Raw genomic sequence first — 16809 nt, forward strand, 5'->3', positions numbered from 1 at the left:
ATAAAGGCCGGCCGCATTTTATGCGGCCGGCCTTTATAAAGAGGAAAAAGGAGGAAAACGGATGTTTTTTCCGTTTGTCCTGAGTAATTGCAAGCACCTTGCCAAATAGATTTTTTTCTTACCCTTTCCTCCCTATAAAAATACAACTCTTTTAAATTATTTAAAAAAATTCTCTAAAATTTTTTCATTCTCTTGCCAAGGCCTCTGTTAAATCGCCCTTGCAAAGGCCCTTTTCCAAGCCCCTGCGTTCGCATTTATGAACCCGAAATCGGGCAAAAGCAACAAACATTTGATTTTATTGAATAAAAATCAAAAGCAGCCGAGTTCAAAATCTTGAACCAAAATTTCAAGGGCTCCCCCAGAGCATATAAACTATTAAAATTATTTAGCATTTTGAAATTCAACTTTTTAAACCAAAGTCCAGGCCAAACTTTTTGATCTTCTGATTCAGGCCGCTTTTCCCGATTCCCAGAATCTGGGCGGCGTGGGATTGCACGTTGTCCGACATGAGCATGGCCCGTTTGATCATGGCCTGCTCCACCATGGACAGGGTTTCGTACAGGGTGGCGTCCACGGGGATGCCTTCCATGTGCAGGGTGTTGGACACGCTGCGGGTCAGCTCCCTGGGCAGGTCGTTCACGGAGATGGCGTCGGAGTTGCACAGAATAATGGCCCGCTCGATGACGTTTTCCAGTTCACGCACGTTGCCGGGCCAGGCGTATTCCTGGAACAACCTGTGGACGTCCGGGTGCACCTTTCTTACCCTGGATTCACCGCTGGGGCCTGAAGCGTATTTTTGCAAAAAGTGGTCCACCAGGAGGGGGATGTCTTTTTGGCGCTCCCTCAAGGGCGGAAGCTGGATAGGCAGGACGTTGAGGCGATAGAACAGGTCTTCGCGGAAGGCGCTGTTTTCCACTTCCTTTTTCAGGTTCCGGTTGGTTGCGGCGATAAGGCGGATGTCCACCTCGATGGGTTTGACCCCGCCCACCCTTTCAAAGGTTTTTTCCTGGAGTACGCGCAGGAGCTTAACCTGGAGCGAGGAGGAAATTTCGCCGATTTCGTCCAAAAACAGGGTGCCGCCGTCAGCCAGTTCAAAACGGCCTTTTTTCATGGCCGCCGCACCGGTGAAGGCGCCTTTTTCGTGGCCGAAAAGTTCGCTTTCCAGGATGGATTCCGCCAGGGCCGCGCAGTTGACCGCCACCCAGGGCGCGTCTTTGCGATGGGAGTTGAAGTGGATGGACTTGGCCACCATTTCCTTGCCTGTGCCGGACTCCCCCTGGATGAGGACGGTGGCGTTGGTGGGCGCCACCTTGACGATGGTGTCGAAGATGTTGATCATGGCCGGGCTTTTGCCAATGATGTTTCCAAAGGAGTATCTGTCGCCCAGTTCATTCTTGAGCAGGCGGTTTTCCTGGACCACCCGGTACATGGCCAGAGCCTGTTTGACAAAGAGAATAAGCTGCTCGTTCTGGAAAGGCTTCCAGATGTAGGAATAGGCGCCCTTTTCCATGGCGGCCATGCCCATGTCCACGGTGCCGTAGGCGGTCATCATGAGCACCGGCAGGTCCGGATCCCGGGTCTTGATGCGCTCCATGAGCTCCATGCCGTCCATGCCCGGCATTTTCATGTCGGTGAGGACCAGGTCCACGTCCGAGCCTTCCAGGATTTGGATAGCCTCCAAGCCGCTGTTGGCCGTCAGGGTTTCGTATCCTTCGTCGCCCAAAACGGCGGCCAGAAGCGGGGGGTAGTTTTTTTCGTCGTCAACTATCAGAATCGTTTCCATCACGTGTTCCTATGGGGAGTTCCACCCGGACGCAGGCGCCCTTGTCTTCGGAGTTTTCTATGGTCACGCTTCCACCGTGGGCCTCAATAATATTCCGTACCACACACAGGCCCAATCCGGTACCTCTTTCCTTGGTGGTGAAAAAGGGATTCCAGATTTTTTTCATGGCCTCGTCCGTCACCCCTTTGCCCTCATCCGTAAAGCTGACGGAGAGCTTTTCCCCTTGAATCCGGGTTTTGACGTACACGGTTCCGCCTGCCGGCATGGCCTGCATGGCGTTGATCAGGATGTTCAAAAAGGACTGATACAGCAAATTGGGATCGGCCCAGACCATGGGCAGGTCGGAAGGCGCCTCCTGCTCCACGTGGTATCCGTCCTGGTTGAGCCTTGGGGCCAGGAAAGCCAGGTTTTTCCCAAGTACGCCCGCCACGCTGCATTCCTGAAACCGGGGCTCGGTGGGCCGTGCGAAGTTGAGAAAATCCGTAATAATGTCGTTTAAACGGGTGGATTCTTCAATAATGACTTCCAGCAATTGCCTGTTGGGGCCGTCATAGCGTTTGCCCAGGAGTTCGGCGGAGCTTCGAATGATTCCCAGGGGATTTCGGATTTCGTGGGATACGCCCGCAGCCATTTCGCCCAGGGAGGCCAGGCGTTCCGCGCGGCTTAGCTGCTCTTCGAGCTTAAGGCGTTCTTCGGCTCTTTGCAGCAGAAAATCCTCGCCGCGCCCCACGTAAAAACGGAGCACCAGAAACAGCAGGAGCATGACGGTGGCCGACACGCCCACCACCATGAGCTGGAAGTTGAAGATGGTTCTGTAGTCGTTGGAGAGGTCGATTCCGATCTCAAACACGCCGTAAATTTTGATCATTTCCTCCGTTTCAGGATGCCTGATGCAAAACGGAGAATAGGTTTTTAAAATGGTGCTTTCGGGCCTTCCCAGCCAAATGCCCCAGCCTGAACCGGTTTGCATGAGCTTGGAGCTGGAAACGTCCTTCAGGGCCATGTTGTATTCCCGGCCCAGGGTGACTTTTTTTCCGATCAGGTCCGGGTCGAAGCTGTACAGGACCTGATTTTCCTCGTTATAAATATTGACCACGTCCACGTTAAAGCCATGGAGGGTGTGGCGCACCACGCTGTCCAGGAGACCGAACTCAGCCTCATTGTACAGGTTGATCCTGCCGAATTGTTTGACCGTAGGATAGACGTACTGCCAAAACACCTGGTGGTTGAGGTTATTGGCGATGAGTGCGGCGTAATCCTGGTTTTTCTGCATGAGCACGGTCCGGGCGTTCTGGGTCAGGACCATGGACAGGATAAGGGTGGCCAGAAAAATCACAACCAGGCTCAGGGATGTGAAGTTTTGCACCAGCCTGACGGGCTTGACCGTCACCCTGGTGGCTGCGGAGCGCCCTTGGAGCCGGGAATGCTGATCTGAATTATTACTGTTCCCGATTTTGGAACTCATGAAAAAATCCCGCGCCAGGGTTGATTCCCCGCGGCTTGAAAAAAGGATTCCCGGCTAGCGGAAGTCCTTGTAATTGATCTGATATTTGTGGGCCTTGTACCCGATTTTCCGGGGTGTGGACTTGAGAATCTCAGCGGCCTTGCCCGTATTGCCCCGGGTGCTTTTCAGCGCATCGACAATCATTTCCCGCTCCAAGGCCTCTACGGCTTCGTCCAGGCCGCGGCCCGGCCAGGTGTCCGACTCTTCCGCCGTCTGCAGGGAGGGCGGCAAATGGAAGGCGTGAATGACGCCGGAGTCGCACAGCACCACGGCCCGCTCGATGCAGTTTTCCAATTCGCGCACGTTGCCGGGCCAGTGGTATTGCATGAGCATGTCAATGGCCGGGCTGGAAAGCCGCCGGATTTCCTTGCTGTTTTCCTTGGAGTATTTTTCCACAAAATACTCGGCCAAAAGAAGGATGTCGGTCTTACGCTGGCGCAAGGGCGGCATGTAAATGGGAAAGACGTTCAGGCGGTAGTACAAGTCCTCCCGAAAGCTGCCGTCCTCCACCGCGCGCTCCAGGTTCCGGTTGGTGGCGGCTATGACGCGAACGTCCGCCTTCAGGGTCTTGATGCCTCCCACCCGCTCGAATTCCTTTTCCTGCAAAACCCGCAAGAGGTTGGCCTGGACGTCCAGGTTGATGGACCCGATTTCGTCCAGGAATATGGTGCCCTTGCTGGCCAATTCGAACTTACCGGGCTTTTGCCGGATGGCGCCCGTAAACGCGCCTTTTTCGTGGCCGAAAAGCTCGCTCTCGATCAGGTTGGAAGGCAGGGCCGCGCAATTCACCTTGACGAAAGGCTTGTCCGCCCGGGAGCTGTTATAATGGATGGCCGTGGCCGCCAACTCCTTGCCCGTGCCCGACTCGCCGCGAATGAGCACCGTGGCGTTGCTCTTGCAAACCTGGGAGATCATCTGGAAGACCTCCCGCATCTTGTTGCTGTTCCCCACCAGATTGGTGATGCTGTAGCGCTGCCCCAATTCCTGGCGCAGGCGGCGGCTTTCCTCTTTATGGGCTTCCTTTTCCCACTGGAGGGTTTCCAGGCTGGCCACTCTCTGGGCCACCATGGCCGCAATAATGGTCAGCACCTGGAGGGCGTTGTCCAGGTTGTACTCCGGGTCGTAGGGCCTGTCCACCCACAAGCACCCCACCACCTGCTTGCCCTTGGTGATGGGCACGCAAATAAAGGAGTATTCCACGTCGTCAGCTTTCCGATGCCCGGTCTTGTCCAAAAACAAGGGCTCCTGGCTGGTTTTCGGCACAATGGTGGGCTTGCCGCTTTGAATCACCCGGCCCGTGATGCCTTCGCCGGGTTTGTATCTTCCCTTTTGGATGGCGCCCGCGGACATGCCGTGGGCCGCCTCGATGCGGATTTCATGCTGCACCGGGTTCATTATCGTAATGGCTCCGCGATCCATTTTCATGGACGTGGAGAGAAGTTCCAGGGCTTTGTATAAGGAGGGCCGAAGATCGGATTCGGACAGGGCGATTGCTATATCGTGCAGGCAGGACAGTTCCTGGTTCATGATTACCTTTAAAAATACGTTTTGGTTGGGTTTCTCCGGAATATTTCCGGCGGTTCAGAAAAAAAGCGCCGGGGCCTTTCCGGCTCCGGCTTTTCCACAAAATTGCCGACTGGTTGGAATTTATCGTACAATTTTGTATTTTTCAAGGATTTTTTCGTTTTTAAGGATAAAGTGCGGACTTTGATGGAGTTATTCCATATTATCGATAATATAAAGGATGTCTCCCGAATAAAAGGGGTTGGAAAGCGCTTTCCAACCCCTTTGATGAAATCTATGGATGATGTGACCGGGCTAGCGCTTCACCACCTGAACGGGAAATCCGTCGTTTTCGATTTCCTTGCTCATTTGGGCGGCTTCATTGGCGGTGGCGTAGGCGCCGATGGCCAGACGCGTTGCGCTGCCTGAGCTTCCGTTCAAACGATAAGCCAGGTATCCCTGTTCCAGAAGCGCCTTTTCCATGTTTTTCAGGGCCTGCTCATTGGAGTAATCCCCCACGGAAACGGTCCAGGCTTTTTTTCTGACCAGGGAATAAGTGAAGTTTCTGGCTTTAAGACTTGCAGCAGCGTCCATGCTGATGTTTTTGGAAGGATAGAAGCCTACGAAAACCCTGTACCAGGTTCCTTTTTCGGGAATGTCGGCGCGGCAGGTGTAGGCGACGTCGCCTTTCTGCCTGAGATCCATGGCTACGTCATTGGCTTTGTCCCTGTCCCTGTAAGCGCTCACCTGAATCACATAGGGATAATTCTGAGCCGCATAGTAGCTTCCCTGGCCCACGGGCGCCGGCGTAACAGCCGGTGCAGGCGCCGGAGCGGGTTTGGGGGCGGGGGCGGGTTTAGGGGCTGGAGCCGGAACAGGTTTGGGCGCCGGGGCCGGTGCAGGCGCGGGTTTGGGCGCTTCCGCGTAAGTTGCTTCGATTTCCTCTTCCGCCACCGTTGAATCGATCAGGGGGCGGTTTTCCTTATAGCGCACCAACTGAGCCTGGGCGCTTTCCAGTTCATAGACCATGTTTTCGCGGCGAAGCCAGTTGATGGCCTCTTCCTGGGCGGCCACGGCCTTTGTGAAGGCGCCGTTTTCGGCGTAAGCCGCCGCCAGCAGCATCAGGGTGTCAGGATCGTTTCTCAGTTCCTGGGCTTTCAAGGCCCACATGACGGCCTGTTCTCCGTCCCGGTATTTTTCCACGGGGCACAGGGCGTAGATGCGCGCCAATTGGTAATACGGGTCCGGCAGGTCCGGTGCGTAAGTCAGGGCGTTGATATAGTCGGCCTTGGCGTTTTCAAACCGGCCGATTTTGTTCCACAGGTAGCCGCGGGAGGTGTATGCGCGGGAATAATCCGGCTTTTTATCGATAGCCTGGGAGAAGTCTTCCAGAGCCTGTTGGGTCTGTCCAAGCCTGAACCACGCCATGCCTCTGTTGTAATAGACTTTATACTGGGAGGAATCCATGGATAAAGATTCCGTCCAATAATCAATAGCTTGGGCATATTGCTTGGAGTCGTAGGCCAAGAGTCCTTTTTCCAGAAGAAGGTCAACCCGGCTCTGGTCCGCAGCCCAGGTTGTCAAGGGCGTCAGGCCAACCACGAGAAAGGCAATTGCCATAGCAATATATCGGATGGCTGATGATTTCTTCATGTTATCCCCCGAACCTTTATGGAATGTGATTGATTACAACAGATCGAAAAAGCGCTTTACGGATTGAAAGTATACGAAAACAGGCCGGCAAAGTCAATGTTATTGACGGAATTTTGTAGGTTTTCCAGCTGTTGTGTGATTCAAATCACATTTTTCGACTTAAAAGACGTGAAGCTCCCCCTGCCCTTTTACATGAAAAAGCCAAAATGCAGTTAAAGAACACCGCCCTAAAAACCTCGCGCCGCCCTAAACGCCCGCCGCCTTGAACGCCTTGGCGACCATGGCCTGGGCTTCCTCCCGGATCATTTTCAGGTGGTCTTCGCCCTTAAAACTCTCCATGTAGATCTTGTATATATCCTCGGTTCCCGAAGGCCGTGCCGCAAACCAGCCGCTTTTAGCGACGACCTTCAGCCCGCCGATGGCCGCGCCGTTGCCGGGGGCGTTGGTGAGTTTGGCCTCAATGGCTTCCCCGGCCAGCTCGCTTCCCTCCACCATGTCCGGGGTAAGGCCTTTGAGCACGTTTTTCTGCCGGGCCGAAGCGGGCGCATCCACCCTGCTGTATAGGGGGCTTCCGAATTTGTCTTCCAGATCCTTGTATATCTGGCCGGGATCGCTTCCGGTTTTGGCCGTGATCTCCGCCGCCAGCAGATCCATGATAAAGCCGTCCTTATCCGTGGTCCAGACGCTCCCGTCCAGGCGTAAGAAGGAGGCGCCGGCGCTTTCCTCTCCAGCGAAGCCGAAGTCTCCGCTGATAAGCCCGTCCGTAAACCACTTAAAGCCCACGGGGACTTCGCAGATGGGCCTGTCCAGGGCCTGGGCGACCCTGTCCAGCATGGAGCTGGAAACCAGGGTCTTGCCGATGCCGGCCGAGGCTTTCCAGCCGGGGCGATTGGCGAAAAGATACCAGCAGGCCACTGCCAGGTAATGATTGGGATTCATGAGGCCGGAGCCTTTTGTCACAATGCCGTGGCGGTCGTAGTCCGGATCGTTGCCAAAGGCGATGTCGAAATCGTCTTTCAGGCCGATCAGCCCGGCCATGGCGTAAGGCGACGAGCAGTCCATGCGGATTTTACCGTCCTTATCCACGGTCATAAAACCAAAGGCCGGGTCCAGGACCGGATTGACCACCTGAATGTCCATCTTGTATTTGGAGGCGATAACCTCCCAGAAATACAGGCCCGAGCCCCCCAGGGGATCGCAGCCTATTTTCAGGCCCGCATTGGAAATCGCGTCCAGGTCCAGGACGTTTTTCAAGTCGTCCACGTAGGGCGCCAGATAATCCCTTTCCGTGACAAAGTCCGAGGCCATGGCCTTTTTAAAGGAAATCCTTCTGACCTCCTTAAGCCCTCCTTGCATGATCCGGTTGGCGCGATCCTGGATGACCTTGGTGATTTCCGCGCCTGCAGGCCCGGCTTCCGGGGGGTTGTACTTGAATCCGCCGTCGCCCGGAGGATTGTGGGACGGGGTGATGACCACGCCGTCCGCGGTTCCTCCCCGGCCCGCCCGGTTATGGACCAGGATGGCGTGGGAGATGACCGGCGTGGGCGTGTAGGTCCGTCCTTGCTGAACGACGACCTTTTGCCCGTTGGCGGCGAACACCTCCAGGGCCGTGACGAACGCCGGTTCGGACAGGGCGTGGGTGTCCATGCCCATGAACAAGGGCCCTGTAATCTTTTGGGAGGCCCTATACTCGCAAATGGCCTGGGATACGGCCAGGATATGGTCCTCGTTGAAGCTCCTGGACTTGGAGGAGCCCCGATGCCCGGAGGTTCCGAAGGAAACCTGCTCCAAGGGGTTGGTCGGGTCCGGCCGGGACGCGTAATATTCGGTCACCAGCCTGGGGATGTTTTCCAATATATCTCTTGGGGCCTTTTTTCCGGCCAATGCATGCAAAGCCATGTCAAACCCTCCAAATTAGCAATCATGAAAGGGGAAAACTCAATGGCAAAGGGTTTCCTGATGCTTTACCATTAATGGAAAGATTTGGATTTCAAATACTTCCATATGCATTCCCACGCGAAGCATGGGAACGAGGTTGTAACCGCAGGCTGCCGCCCGCCGTCCTTGCCTGATTTCTGCAATCTTTCCCGGTCGCACCTTCTGCGCCTTGCGCCCAGGCAAAAAACGGCATTGCCTGGGGCGCCCCTTGATAGCCAGCCCCGACAGAGGGCGGCGCCAAAATGTTGGAACGGCCGAGATTGCCCCTTTTATATTTCTCCTATACAAGCCTTTTGTTAGAAAAAGGATAATCCGCCCGCCTGTTTTGCGTCAATCAAGGAATCAGGCTGATCCAAAATGTTGTGGGACAGTTATTTGCTCACTTCCACTACGGTGCGCCGGCCGCGCTTTGTCAGGGACAGGCGGCCGTCCGCATAAAGCCCGATGCACTCGGGATAGAGCCGCCATTCCAGCTCCAGCCCTTTTTTTCGGATGTCCGCCTCCGTGTCTCCCGGATCGATGGTGTAGGCTTTCTGGCCGATGATGGGGCCGGAATCCTCGCCGTAATCCACAAAATGCACGGTGCAGCCGCCCACCTTGCAGCCGTATTTAAAGGTGTCGCCATAGCCGTCCACGCCGGGAAAGGCCGGAAGCAGGGCCGGATGGATGTTCATAATCCTGGGAAGGTCATGCCCCTTGTTGATTTTATCTATAATATAAGGAGTGAAAATGCGCATGAAGCCGGCCAGAACCAGGACGTCGTACTCAAACTTGTCCATTTCCTTCAGCAATTGGGCCTCGGCCACGGCGCGAACCGCACAATAGGGTTCAGCCCGCTCCAGAGCGCCCTCCCCGTAAAAAAGATGCTGTTTGGAAATCACGTCGTCCAGGTCCAGGCCCGGGGCCGCTGGGTAGTCTTCCGGATTTTTCAAAATCGGGCCGTATTCCATGACAAAGCTGGGGATGCCGTGCTTCGCCGCCCGGTCCAGACCCTTGACGCCGGGGTGGTCCGATCCTACAAACGCGATCTCCGCGTTGATTTCCCCCGCCTCGCACGCGTCGATGATTGCCTGGAGATTGGTTCCTCCGCCCGAAATCAGGGCGCCTATTTTCAGTTTTTCCGCCATTTTCTCTCCCGTTGCATCCGTTTCAGAAATATCCGGGGACGCGATCTCAAATTAATAAAGCCCACTTCGCGGCTCAGGATGACGGATCGAGGCGGCATGGATAAGTCAACGGCTCAGGAAAGTCCCGAGACGGAAGCCCGTCAATCTTCGTCCCTTCCCTCCTTGGCGGGGGAAGGACAGGATGGGGGGGATTGTTTGCCTACGCGTTAACTCACCCCCACCCCAGCCCTCCCCCGTCAAGGGGGAGGGAGTTCCGGGCGTCGGCATTGCCGTTGACTTTCTTCACGCCTGTTCCAATCTCTTAAGTCAGCGGGAAAAAAATGCGTCCCGACTCTGACTGGCAAAAGCAGCGGCACGAAGCAAAGGCGTTCTTCAAATCATATTCAGAACTATCAGAACCCCGGCCGGGGGTCAATCAAAGGGATTTTCCCGGCGGTGGGAGGAAAATTTTGACCGATCGATTAAAAAAGACATTGACGCAGTGCGTCGCAAAGGATATAGTTGCCAATACGCTATTCCGCCTGCGACATCCCTGTCCTTTTATACTCACCAAATGGAGATTTCCATGAAAAACGCCAACAAGCAGGAGTTCGACGCAATCATCATCGGGTCCGGCCCCGGGGGGGGAACCCTGGCCAGGGAGCTTTCGTTAGCCGGACAAAAGCCATTGATTCTGGAATGGGGGGGCAATGAGCCTTTGAAGGGAACCCTGCCCCAAGCCGTGGATATTCTGGGAACTCCCGGCAAGGGCATGCTTTTCACCACCGAAGGGCTGGCCATGGCCCGGGGGATTACCACGGGCGGCGGGTCGGTCGTGTATTGCGGCACGGCTTTTGAACCGGATCACGACATGTTCCGGCGCTATGGGGTGGATTTATCCCGGATAACCGCCGATGTCCGTCAGGAGTTGCCTATTCGGAAGATCGACGACGCGTATATGGCGCCCCAATCCCTGCTGATTCGTGAAAGCGCCCGGGATCTTGGGTACTCCTGGAACAACCTGGATAAGTACCTGGTTCAGGAAAACTGCGAGAAAAACTGCTACAAGTGCTATTACGGGTGCCCTAACCGGGCCAAGTGGTCCTCCCGCTGGTATGTGGAGGAAGCGGTGCGCAACGGCGCCAGGCTCTTGAACCGGGCCAAGGCCGAACGGATTCTCATGGACGGAAACAAGGCCGTAGGCGTGGCCTTTAAAAAGAACGGCAAGGTGTACAAGGCCTACGCGCCGAAAATCATCGTCAGCGCCGGAGGCATCGGCACGCCCATGCTTTTACGGACCGCAGGCATCAAGGAAGCGGGCTATAATTTCTTTTTCGACCCCCTGTTCGTGGCTATCGGCGTGGTTCCGGGCATGGAAGGCGCGGGCGAAATGCCCATGGCCGCCGGGGTGCACATCAAGGACGAAGGCTACATGATGACCGACATGACCCTGCACCAGATGATGCACATGGCCTTCAGCGCCCAGGTGCTCAAACTGGGCGGCGCGATCAATCATCGCAACACCCTGGGGATCATGATCAAGGCCCGGGACTCTTTGGGCGGCGAAATCACCAAGCGCGGGATCGTCAACAAACGCCTGGCCAGGTCGGACAAGGCCAGCCTGAACAAAGGCTTTGAACGGGCCAAGGGCATCCTGAAAAACGCGGGCGCCACCGCCGTGTACAAAACATGGTACATCGCAGCCCATCCCGGCGGCACGGCCAAACTGGGCGAGGTGGTGGACTCCAACCTCCGGACCCAATACGACAACCTGTACGTGTGCGACTGTTCGGTGATCCCCGAAGCATGGGGCCTGCCTCCCACGTTGGCGCTCATAGGCCTGGCCAAACGCCTGGGCGCCCATTTGGCGGGAGCGGAAGGGGTTCAGTCCGAGGAAAAACAAGCCGCCTGATTTGGATCGATGACATGGCGCTCCTGCGAAGAGGCGCTGCCAAAGGGGAAAGGCTGGAAGCTGTGGGTTTCCGGTTTCAGCAATAACACCCCTCCAGATCGAATCCATATAACAACCCAATTTTGTTGGGTTTCGCGGAGCTCAACCTAACCTACGCCTCCAAAAATTAAGGTGCAGGTTGGGCGGCTCTGCGTTGGAGTTATTCGAGGAATCCGGCCGCGCATTCGCGGTTGTTGAGATAGTGGAAAGCATTAGCCCCTATGCAGCCCCCGTATGCATTCCCACGCGGGAGCATGGGAACGAGTGTACCGGGGCGACGGCCGAATTCCTTTATCCGCGGCGCCGTTTTGAAAGCAAGAAATAACGCATAATACTTGCTTGATTTTTTAAGATTTCATGGTTAATATTTAATATCCAAGGGTCATTTATTGGAGAATTTATTGAAACAGCGTATTTTTTTCATTGATTTATGACCCAAGGTCAATTAAATTGAAGACAGCTAAATGACCATGGGTCATTAAAAAGGGGGCGAGGCAGGACCCGTAGGCCCGCTCCATTAAATTCCAACCCAGACGCACATGAGGAGTCGTCATGACCACAGCCCGCAAACCCAATCCCAGCGTCGCGGCCATGGTGGAAATTATGGAAGCGCAAAAAGCCGCTTTCATCGCCCAAGGGCCCACCTCATACCAGGAACGCATCAAAGAACTGGAACGAATTGAAACGGCCATCGGCCAGCGCGTAGACGAAATCGTGGAGGCCATGGTCCAGGATTTCGGCTCCCGCTCCCGTCACGAAATACTGATTGCGGAAATCAACACCACCTTGTCCATGGTGCATTACACCAAAAAGCATTTGAAAAAATGGATGAAGCCGCGCAAACGGAGCGTGGGCTGGCTGTATATGCCCGGCAAAGCCAAGGTGTACATGGAGCCTTTGGGAGTGGTGGGCGTTATATCACCGTGGAACTATCCCTTTTACCTGGCCATGGTTCCTACGCTGAGCGCTTTGGCGGCGGGAAACCGGGTCATGCTCAAGCCGTCGGTGTTTACGCCCCGGACCTCCCAATGCTTGAAGGATCTGCTGGGCGCCCTGTTTCCGCCCGACAAGGTGAGCGTGGTTTTCAGCGGCCCGGGCGTGGGCTCGGCGTTTTCGCGGCTGCCCTTCGACCACATATGCTTTACCGGCTCCACCAACGTGGGCAAGCAGGTCATGGCGGCGGCGGCGGAAAATCTGACGCCCGTGACCTTGGAGTTGGGCGGCAAGTCTCCGGCCATCGTGGGCCAGGATTTTGACGTCCAGGCGGCGGCGGACAGGATCGCCCACGGGAAATTCTTCAATGCCGGACAGACGTGCATCGCCCCGGATTATGCACTGGTTCCGAAAAACAAGGTGAACCAGTTTGTGGAGGCTTTTGAAAATGCCATCCGCACAAGCTATCCTACTTTGGAGAACAACCCGGACTTTACGTCCATCATCACGACGCGCCATTTCGACCGCCTGCATCACGCCATTAAGGATGCGGAGGAAAAAGGCGCCAAGGTGATCCGGGTAAATCCAGCCAATGAGGAGATTGACCCGGCCGCAAAAAAAATCGCGCCTACTATTGTTTTGAACGGCACGGACGACATGATCCTGCTGCAGGACGAAATTTTCGGGCCGATCCTGCCGGTTGTGCCTTATAACACCCTGGACGAGGCCATTGCTTATGTTAACGCCCGGCCCAAGCCTTTGGCCTTGTACTATTTTTCCAACAAGGGTAGATCGGTGCAAAAGGTCCTGAAAATGACCCAGGCGGGAGGTACGTGCATCAACAACACGCTTTTGCACGTGGCCCAGGACGATCTGCCCTTCGGCGGCGTGGGATTCAGCGGCATGGGCTCGTATCACGGCCCGGAAGGATTCGACGCATTCTCCAACAAACGGGGGGTGTTCTTCCAGGGCAGCCCGTGCAGCACCCGGATGATCCGGGCGCCGTACAGCGCGGGTTTTGAAAAAGCCCTGCGGTTTATGATCGACAAGCTGTAAATTGCTCCTTACAGCTATTATGGAAAACGCGGGCGCCGGCCCCCACCGGCGCCCGCGTTTTTTTTTGCAGAACAGACAACGCGAAAAAAGTCGCCCCTTGCCTTTGCAGGCGGCAGGCCTTATGATGTCGGCCGACAAGGCATTGGCCTGAACCATCTTATTTTTCGGAATTTGCATCATGTTGGAATACAGCCTGGCCCATGGGACGTCGTTTTTCGCAGCCGCTTTGCTTTTGAATCTGGCCCCCGGGCCGGACATCGCCTTTATTATGGGCCACACGGTCAACGACGGTAAAAAGAACGGCCTGGCCGCCATGTTTGTGGGGCTAGCCTGCCGGCTGCCCTTTATCGAAAAATAAACATTTGCTCAGCCGCCGGAGGGGCGGTCATGACATACACCATCGCCGTTTGCACGTACAATCGAAGCGACATCCTGGAGCGGTCCATCCTGGCGGCCTTGGATCAGGAAGGCGCCCCGGACTATGAAGTGCTGGCGGTGGACAACAACTCCACGGACAAGACGGCGGCCGTGCTGGAGAATCTTTCTTCCCGGCATGCGCGCCTGCGCATCGTAAAGGAAACCCGCCAGGGCCTTTCCCACGCAAGAAATAGGGCTATCAAAGAAGCCGAGGGCGATTTCATCATCTATGTGGACGACGACGCGGTTTTGGATCCCCAATACCTGAGAAGCCTGGACAGCCTGCTCCATGACGTCCCCAATCTGGGCGCGGCCGGAGGCCTCATCCGGGTGGGATGCGTTGAAACGCCGCCGCCCTGGTTCACGCCGCGCCTGGAAATCTGGTGCAACAAGCTGGACTACGGCCCGCAAAGGCGTTTTCTCAGATATCCTCAAATCCTGTACGGAACCAACATGGCCTTTCCCAAAAAGGTTCTGGTAAAAATCGGAGGCTTCCACACCGGCCTGGGCCGTTCGGGTAAGGGTCTTGGCGACAGCGAAGACCTGGAAATCATGCTGCGCCTGGAAAAGGCGGGATTGCCCGTGGTCTATGACCCCTGCCTCAGCGTTACGCATTTTATGACCCCGGACCGCATGACGCGGGAATATTTTTTGAACAAAGCCGCCATGCACGGCAATTGCCGGTACGCTGCAGAAAAGATCCACGGCAGAGCAAGGCCCTTGGAAGGCCTGGCCTCCTGGGCTATTTCTTTGGGACGGACGGTTGTCCGGCCGGGGCGAGACGGTTTTTCCGAGAAGTTGATTCGCAAGTCCTCTCTGAATTATTTTCTTTCCTCTTTTAAAATCTAATCAATTTCAGATATTTCCACATACACTTCCACGCAAAGCATGGGAACGGGATGTTCGTTCCAAGATAAGTGTCGGTTCGACCCAACGCATCGGATTTCTGCGGCCTGACGGGTCGAACGACATGTGCTTGCGCACCCGGGCAGGATACTGCTCTGCCCGGGCTGCCCTCCCACGTTTGAGGATTCTTTTAACTGTATCTGCTTCAGGGTATCCCTTAGACAGGCGCAGGGGCCTGTCCCTGCACGCCGCATTCATCCAATACGAGTGGAAAAAGCTCGCCGCAAGGCATGCCCTGCCCGTTTTTGGGTGGCCCAGGCAATGTAGTGTATTGCCTGGGTTGCGTTAGCAACAAAAGGTGCGGCCGGGAAATAGGATTGGAATTGGGGATGTTCGACGGGCGAATGAAGTTCGTTGAATCCCTGCGTTTAATATTGGTTTTCGATAGGACGTTCGTCCGCTGTAACCTCATGGCTTCTAACGACTTACGGGTCGCACCTACTGCGCTTGCGCGCCCAGGCACGGTACTGCTGTGCCTGGGCCACCCTTGGTTGCAGCAGCAGCCTTGGTCCGAAAAACAGACATGATTTCAAATAGTTCCATATACACTTCCACGCAAAGCATGGGAACGGGTTTTTAACGGGCTCACCCTTTTTTATCCTCCACGGGAAAAAATTTTACGCACGGCGAAAAAAACGTCTTGACAGGATGCAAGGTTGTGCGTACACTTGTACGCACAAGTGAGTTGAAATCTGTCCATACAAATGGAGGAACATATGAGCAAACAATTATTAAACCATATCGAAAGCCGGGCCAGCGAACTGCTGAAAAACGCCCTTAAACCGGAAAACAACCTCCACGCGCTTGGAAGCGCCAAGGACCTTAAACGCTCCTGGAAACGGCTTCGCCAAGCCCTGGCGCCTCCCCGCCCGGAAAGGGCGGCGGGTTCAAAACGCTGCTTTTACGGCAAGGAAGGCCAGGCCGCTTCCCGCCTGGGCATCCGGCTGGAGCAGGAAGTCCGCCATAACCAGGACCCCCTGGAGCCGGATTATCCGCTGCTGGCGTCATGCTACAGCCATTTCGGACATTTGCGTTTGGCCGCAAAAAAACGGAGCGCATGCGGCCGGGGAGGCGATAAATGAATCTGTTATGGGATCGATTCGTGCGTGTGAATGGGGTGCGGATTCATTATACGGAGCTGCCCGGCCCAGGAGAGGACGTGCTTTTGATTCACGGATTCGCGTCCTCGTCCTACACCTGGCAGGAGATGGCGCCCCTCCTTCACAAGCAGGGCTATAACGTGTGGGCCCTGGATCTGAAGGGCTTCGGCTATTCCGAAAAGCCCAAAAGCGGCAAGTACGACCCGTTCAGCCTCATGGAGGACGTGGTGGACTGGATGGACGCCGTGGGCCTGGAAAAGGCCGTGATTGTGGGCAATTCGTTGGGCGGGGGCATCGCGTCGCTCATGTCCCTGGTGTATCCGGAAAAAGTGAGCAAGCTGGTGCTGATTAACGCCCTGGCGCCTTACGACATCCCCCACCCTCTGATCATCCGGCTCTCTCATTTTCCCCTGGCGCCGCGTCTGGCCGGCCTGGTCGTGACTCGGGAAGTGGTGCGGTATTACCTCAAACAGGTGTTTTACAACCCCAGGTTCGTCACGCCGGAAAAGGTGCAGGCCTATTACGAGCCTTTACGGTCTCCCGGCTGCCTGTACGCACAGACCCTGGCGGCCCGGGCCATGGATCCCAAGCCGTTCCTGCGTTTCATGGGCGACGGGTATTCGGTCAAGGCGCCGGTGCTGGTGATATGGGGCGAGGACGACCGTTGGATTCCCTTGCATTACGGCCAACAGCTATTGGAACAGAACATGGGGAGCGGAACCTTTGTGGTTTTGCCGGAGTGCGGACACATGCCCCAGGAGGAAAAGCCCGTAGATACGGCCAAAGCGATTTTGGATTTTATGAAGGACGTCCCCATTGTTCAGGTGGGAGACACGCCGTACTGCCATGTGGAGTACATTGCCGGGGCGCCGGAGCAGGCGCGCCCAAGCATATTGGAAACAAACAAGATGGACGAGGGGTCCCTGCTCGCGGGAAATCCGGGTTAAGGGGACAAAAAA

At 55.7% G+C, this 16809-nt stretch carries 12 protein-coding genes; 6 read left to right on the forward strand and 6 right to left on the reverse strand.

Going from position 1 to position 16809, the window contains the following annotated elements:
- Positions 1 to 400 precede the first annotated feature (400 nt).
- The 6 genes from G491_RS0112125 to purN form a co-directional block, all read right to left on the reverse strand.
- On the reverse strand, positions 401 to 1783 hold the full coding sequence (locus tag G491_RS0112125; protein ID WP_028314793.1) for a sigma-54-dependent transcriptional regulator: 1383 nt from the start codon (positions 1781 to 1783) through the stop codon (positions 401 to 403).
- Positions 1761 to 3248, reverse strand: a complete 1488-nt coding sequence (locus G491_RS0112130; RefSeq protein ID WP_084511495.1) for a sensor histidine kinase — start codon at positions 3246 to 3248, stop codon at positions 1761 to 1763. The genes G491_RS0112125 and G491_RS0112130 overlap by 23 nt, the downstream gene beginning before the upstream one ends.
- A gap of 54 nt (positions 3249 to 3302) precedes the next feature.
- Entirely contained in the window at positions 3303 to 4814 is a 1512-nt protein-coding gene (locus G491_RS0112135) for a sigma-54-dependent Fis family transcriptional regulator (protein WP_012611091.1), read from the reverse strand.
- A gap of 291 nt (positions 4815 to 5105) precedes the next feature.
- Positions 5106 to 6443 carry an SPOR domain-containing protein gene (locus tag G491_RS0112145; protein ID WP_028314796.1) on the reverse strand — a complete coding sequence of 446 codons (1338 nt, stop codon included), beginning with the start codon at positions 6441 to 6443 and terminating at the stop codon, positions 5106 to 5108.
- Positions 6444 to 6689: 246 nt separating this feature from the next.
- Complete coding sequence (pgm, locus tag G491_RS0112150) at positions 6690 to 8342, reverse strand: phosphoglucomutase (alpha-D-glucose-1,6-bisphosphate-dependent) (RefSeq protein ID WP_028314797.1); 1653 nt, start codon at positions 8340 to 8342, stop codon at positions 6690 to 6692.
- Between the two features lie 410 nt (positions 8343 to 8752).
- Positions 8753 to 9508: a phosphoribosylglycinamide formyltransferase gene (gene purN / locus G491_RS0112160; RefSeq protein WP_028314799.1), complete on the reverse strand. Its 756-nt coding sequence runs from the start codon at positions 9506 to 9508 to the stop codon at positions 8753 to 8755.
- Between the two features lie 565 nt (positions 9509 to 10073).
- On the opposite strand from purN, the gene G491_RS0112165 reads away from it, so the two are divergent.
- The 6 genes from G491_RS0112165 (at position 10074) to G491_RS0112200 (ending at position 16797) form a co-directional block, all read left to right on the forward strand.
- Positions 10074 to 11399, forward strand: coding sequence for a GMC family oxidoreductase N-terminal domain-containing protein (locus G491_RS0112165; protein ID WP_028314800.1), 1326 nt, complete (start codon positions 10074 to 10076; stop codon positions 11397 to 11399).
- A 591-nt stretch (positions 11400 to 11990) separates the two neighbouring features.
- Positions 11991 to 13427 (forward strand): coniferyl aldehyde dehydrogenase, encoded by a 1437-nt coding sequence (locus G491_RS0112170; protein WP_028314801.1) that lies wholly within the window; start codon positions 11991 to 11993, stop codon positions 13425 to 13427.
- Between the two features lie 178 nt (positions 13428 to 13605).
- Positions 13606 to 13785 carry a hypothetical protein gene (locus tag G491_RS0112180; RefSeq protein WP_028314802.1) on the forward strand — a complete coding sequence of 60 codons (180 nt, stop codon included), beginning with the start codon at positions 13606 to 13608 and terminating at the stop codon, positions 13783 to 13785.
- Between the two features lie 29 nt (positions 13786 to 13814).
- Complete coding sequence (locus G491_RS30565) at positions 13815 to 14693, forward strand: glycosyltransferase family 2 protein (protein WP_035218699.1); 879 nt, start codon at positions 13815 to 13817, stop codon at positions 14691 to 14693.
- Positions 14694 to 15466: 773 nt separating this feature from the next.
- Positions 15467 to 15832: a hypothetical protein gene (locus tag G491_RS0112195; RefSeq protein ID WP_028314804.1), complete on the forward strand. Its 366-nt coding sequence runs from the start codon at positions 15467 to 15469 to the stop codon at positions 15830 to 15832.
- Positions 15829 to 16797 (forward strand): alpha/beta fold hydrolase, encoded by a 969-nt coding sequence (locus tag G491_RS0112200; RefSeq protein ID WP_012611100.1) that lies wholly within the window; start codon positions 15829 to 15831, stop codon positions 16795 to 16797. The genes G491_RS0112195 and G491_RS0112200 overlap by 4 nt, the downstream gene beginning before the upstream one ends.
- The last annotated feature ends 12 nt before the right edge of the window (positions 16798 to 16809 follow it).

The sequence above is a fragment of the Desulfatibacillum aliphaticivorans DSM 15576 genome (assembly GCF_000429905.1).
Taxonomy (GTDB): domain Bacteria; phylum Desulfobacterota; class Desulfobacteria; order Desulfobacterales; family Desulfatibacillaceae; genus Desulfatibacillum; species Desulfatibacillum aliphaticivorans.

What these genes read in the sequence shown, in the direction of transcription:
- G491_RS0112195 (WP_028314804.1), top strand. Translation starts at nt 15,467, where the DNA reads ATGAGCAAACAATTATTAAACCATATCGAAAGCCGGGCCAGCGAACTG.
- purN (WP_028314799.1), bottom strand. Translation starts at nt 9,508, where the DNA reads ATGGCGGAAAAACTGAAAATAGGCGCCCTGATTTCGGGCGGAGGAACC.
- pgm (WP_028314797.1), bottom strand. Translation starts at nt 8,342, where the DNA reads ATGGCTTTGCATGCATTGGCCGGAAAAAAGGCCCCAAGAGATATATTG.
- G491_RS0112165 (WP_028314800.1), top strand. Translation starts at nt 10,074, where the DNA reads ATGAAAAACGCCAACAAGCAGGAGTTCGACGCAATCATCATCGGGTCC.
- G491_RS0112180 (WP_028314802.1), top strand. Translation starts at nt 13,606, where the DNA reads ATGTTGGAATACAGCCTGGCCCATGGGACGTCGTTTTTCGCAGCCGCT.
- G491_RS0112130 (WP_084511495.1), bottom strand. Translation starts at nt 3,248, where the DNA reads ATGAGTTCCAAAATCGGGAACAGTAATAATTCAGATCAGCATTCCCGG.
- G491_RS30565 (WP_035218699.1), top strand. Translation starts at nt 13,815, where the DNA reads ATGACATACACCATCGCCGTTTGCACGTACAATCGAAGCGACATCCTG.
- G491_RS0112125 (WP_028314793.1), bottom strand. Translation starts at nt 1,783, where the DNA reads ATGGAAACGATTCTGATAGTTGACGACGAAAAAAACTACCCCCCGCTT.
- G491_RS0112170 (WP_028314801.1), top strand. Translation starts at nt 11,991, where the DNA reads ATGACCACAGCCCGCAAACCCAATCCCAGCGTCGCGGCCATGGTGGAA.
- G491_RS0112200 (WP_012611100.1), top strand. Translation starts at nt 15,829, where the DNA reads ATGAATCTGTTATGGGATCGATTCGTGCGTGTGAATGGGGTGCGGATT.
- G491_RS0112135 (WP_012611091.1), bottom strand. Translation starts at nt 4,814, where the DNA reads ATGAACCAGGAACTGTCCTGCCTGCACGATATAGCAATCGCCCTGTCC.
- G491_RS0112145 (WP_028314796.1), bottom strand. Translation starts at nt 6,443, where the DNA reads ATGAAGAAATCATCAGCCATCCGATATATTGCTATGGCAATTGCCTTT.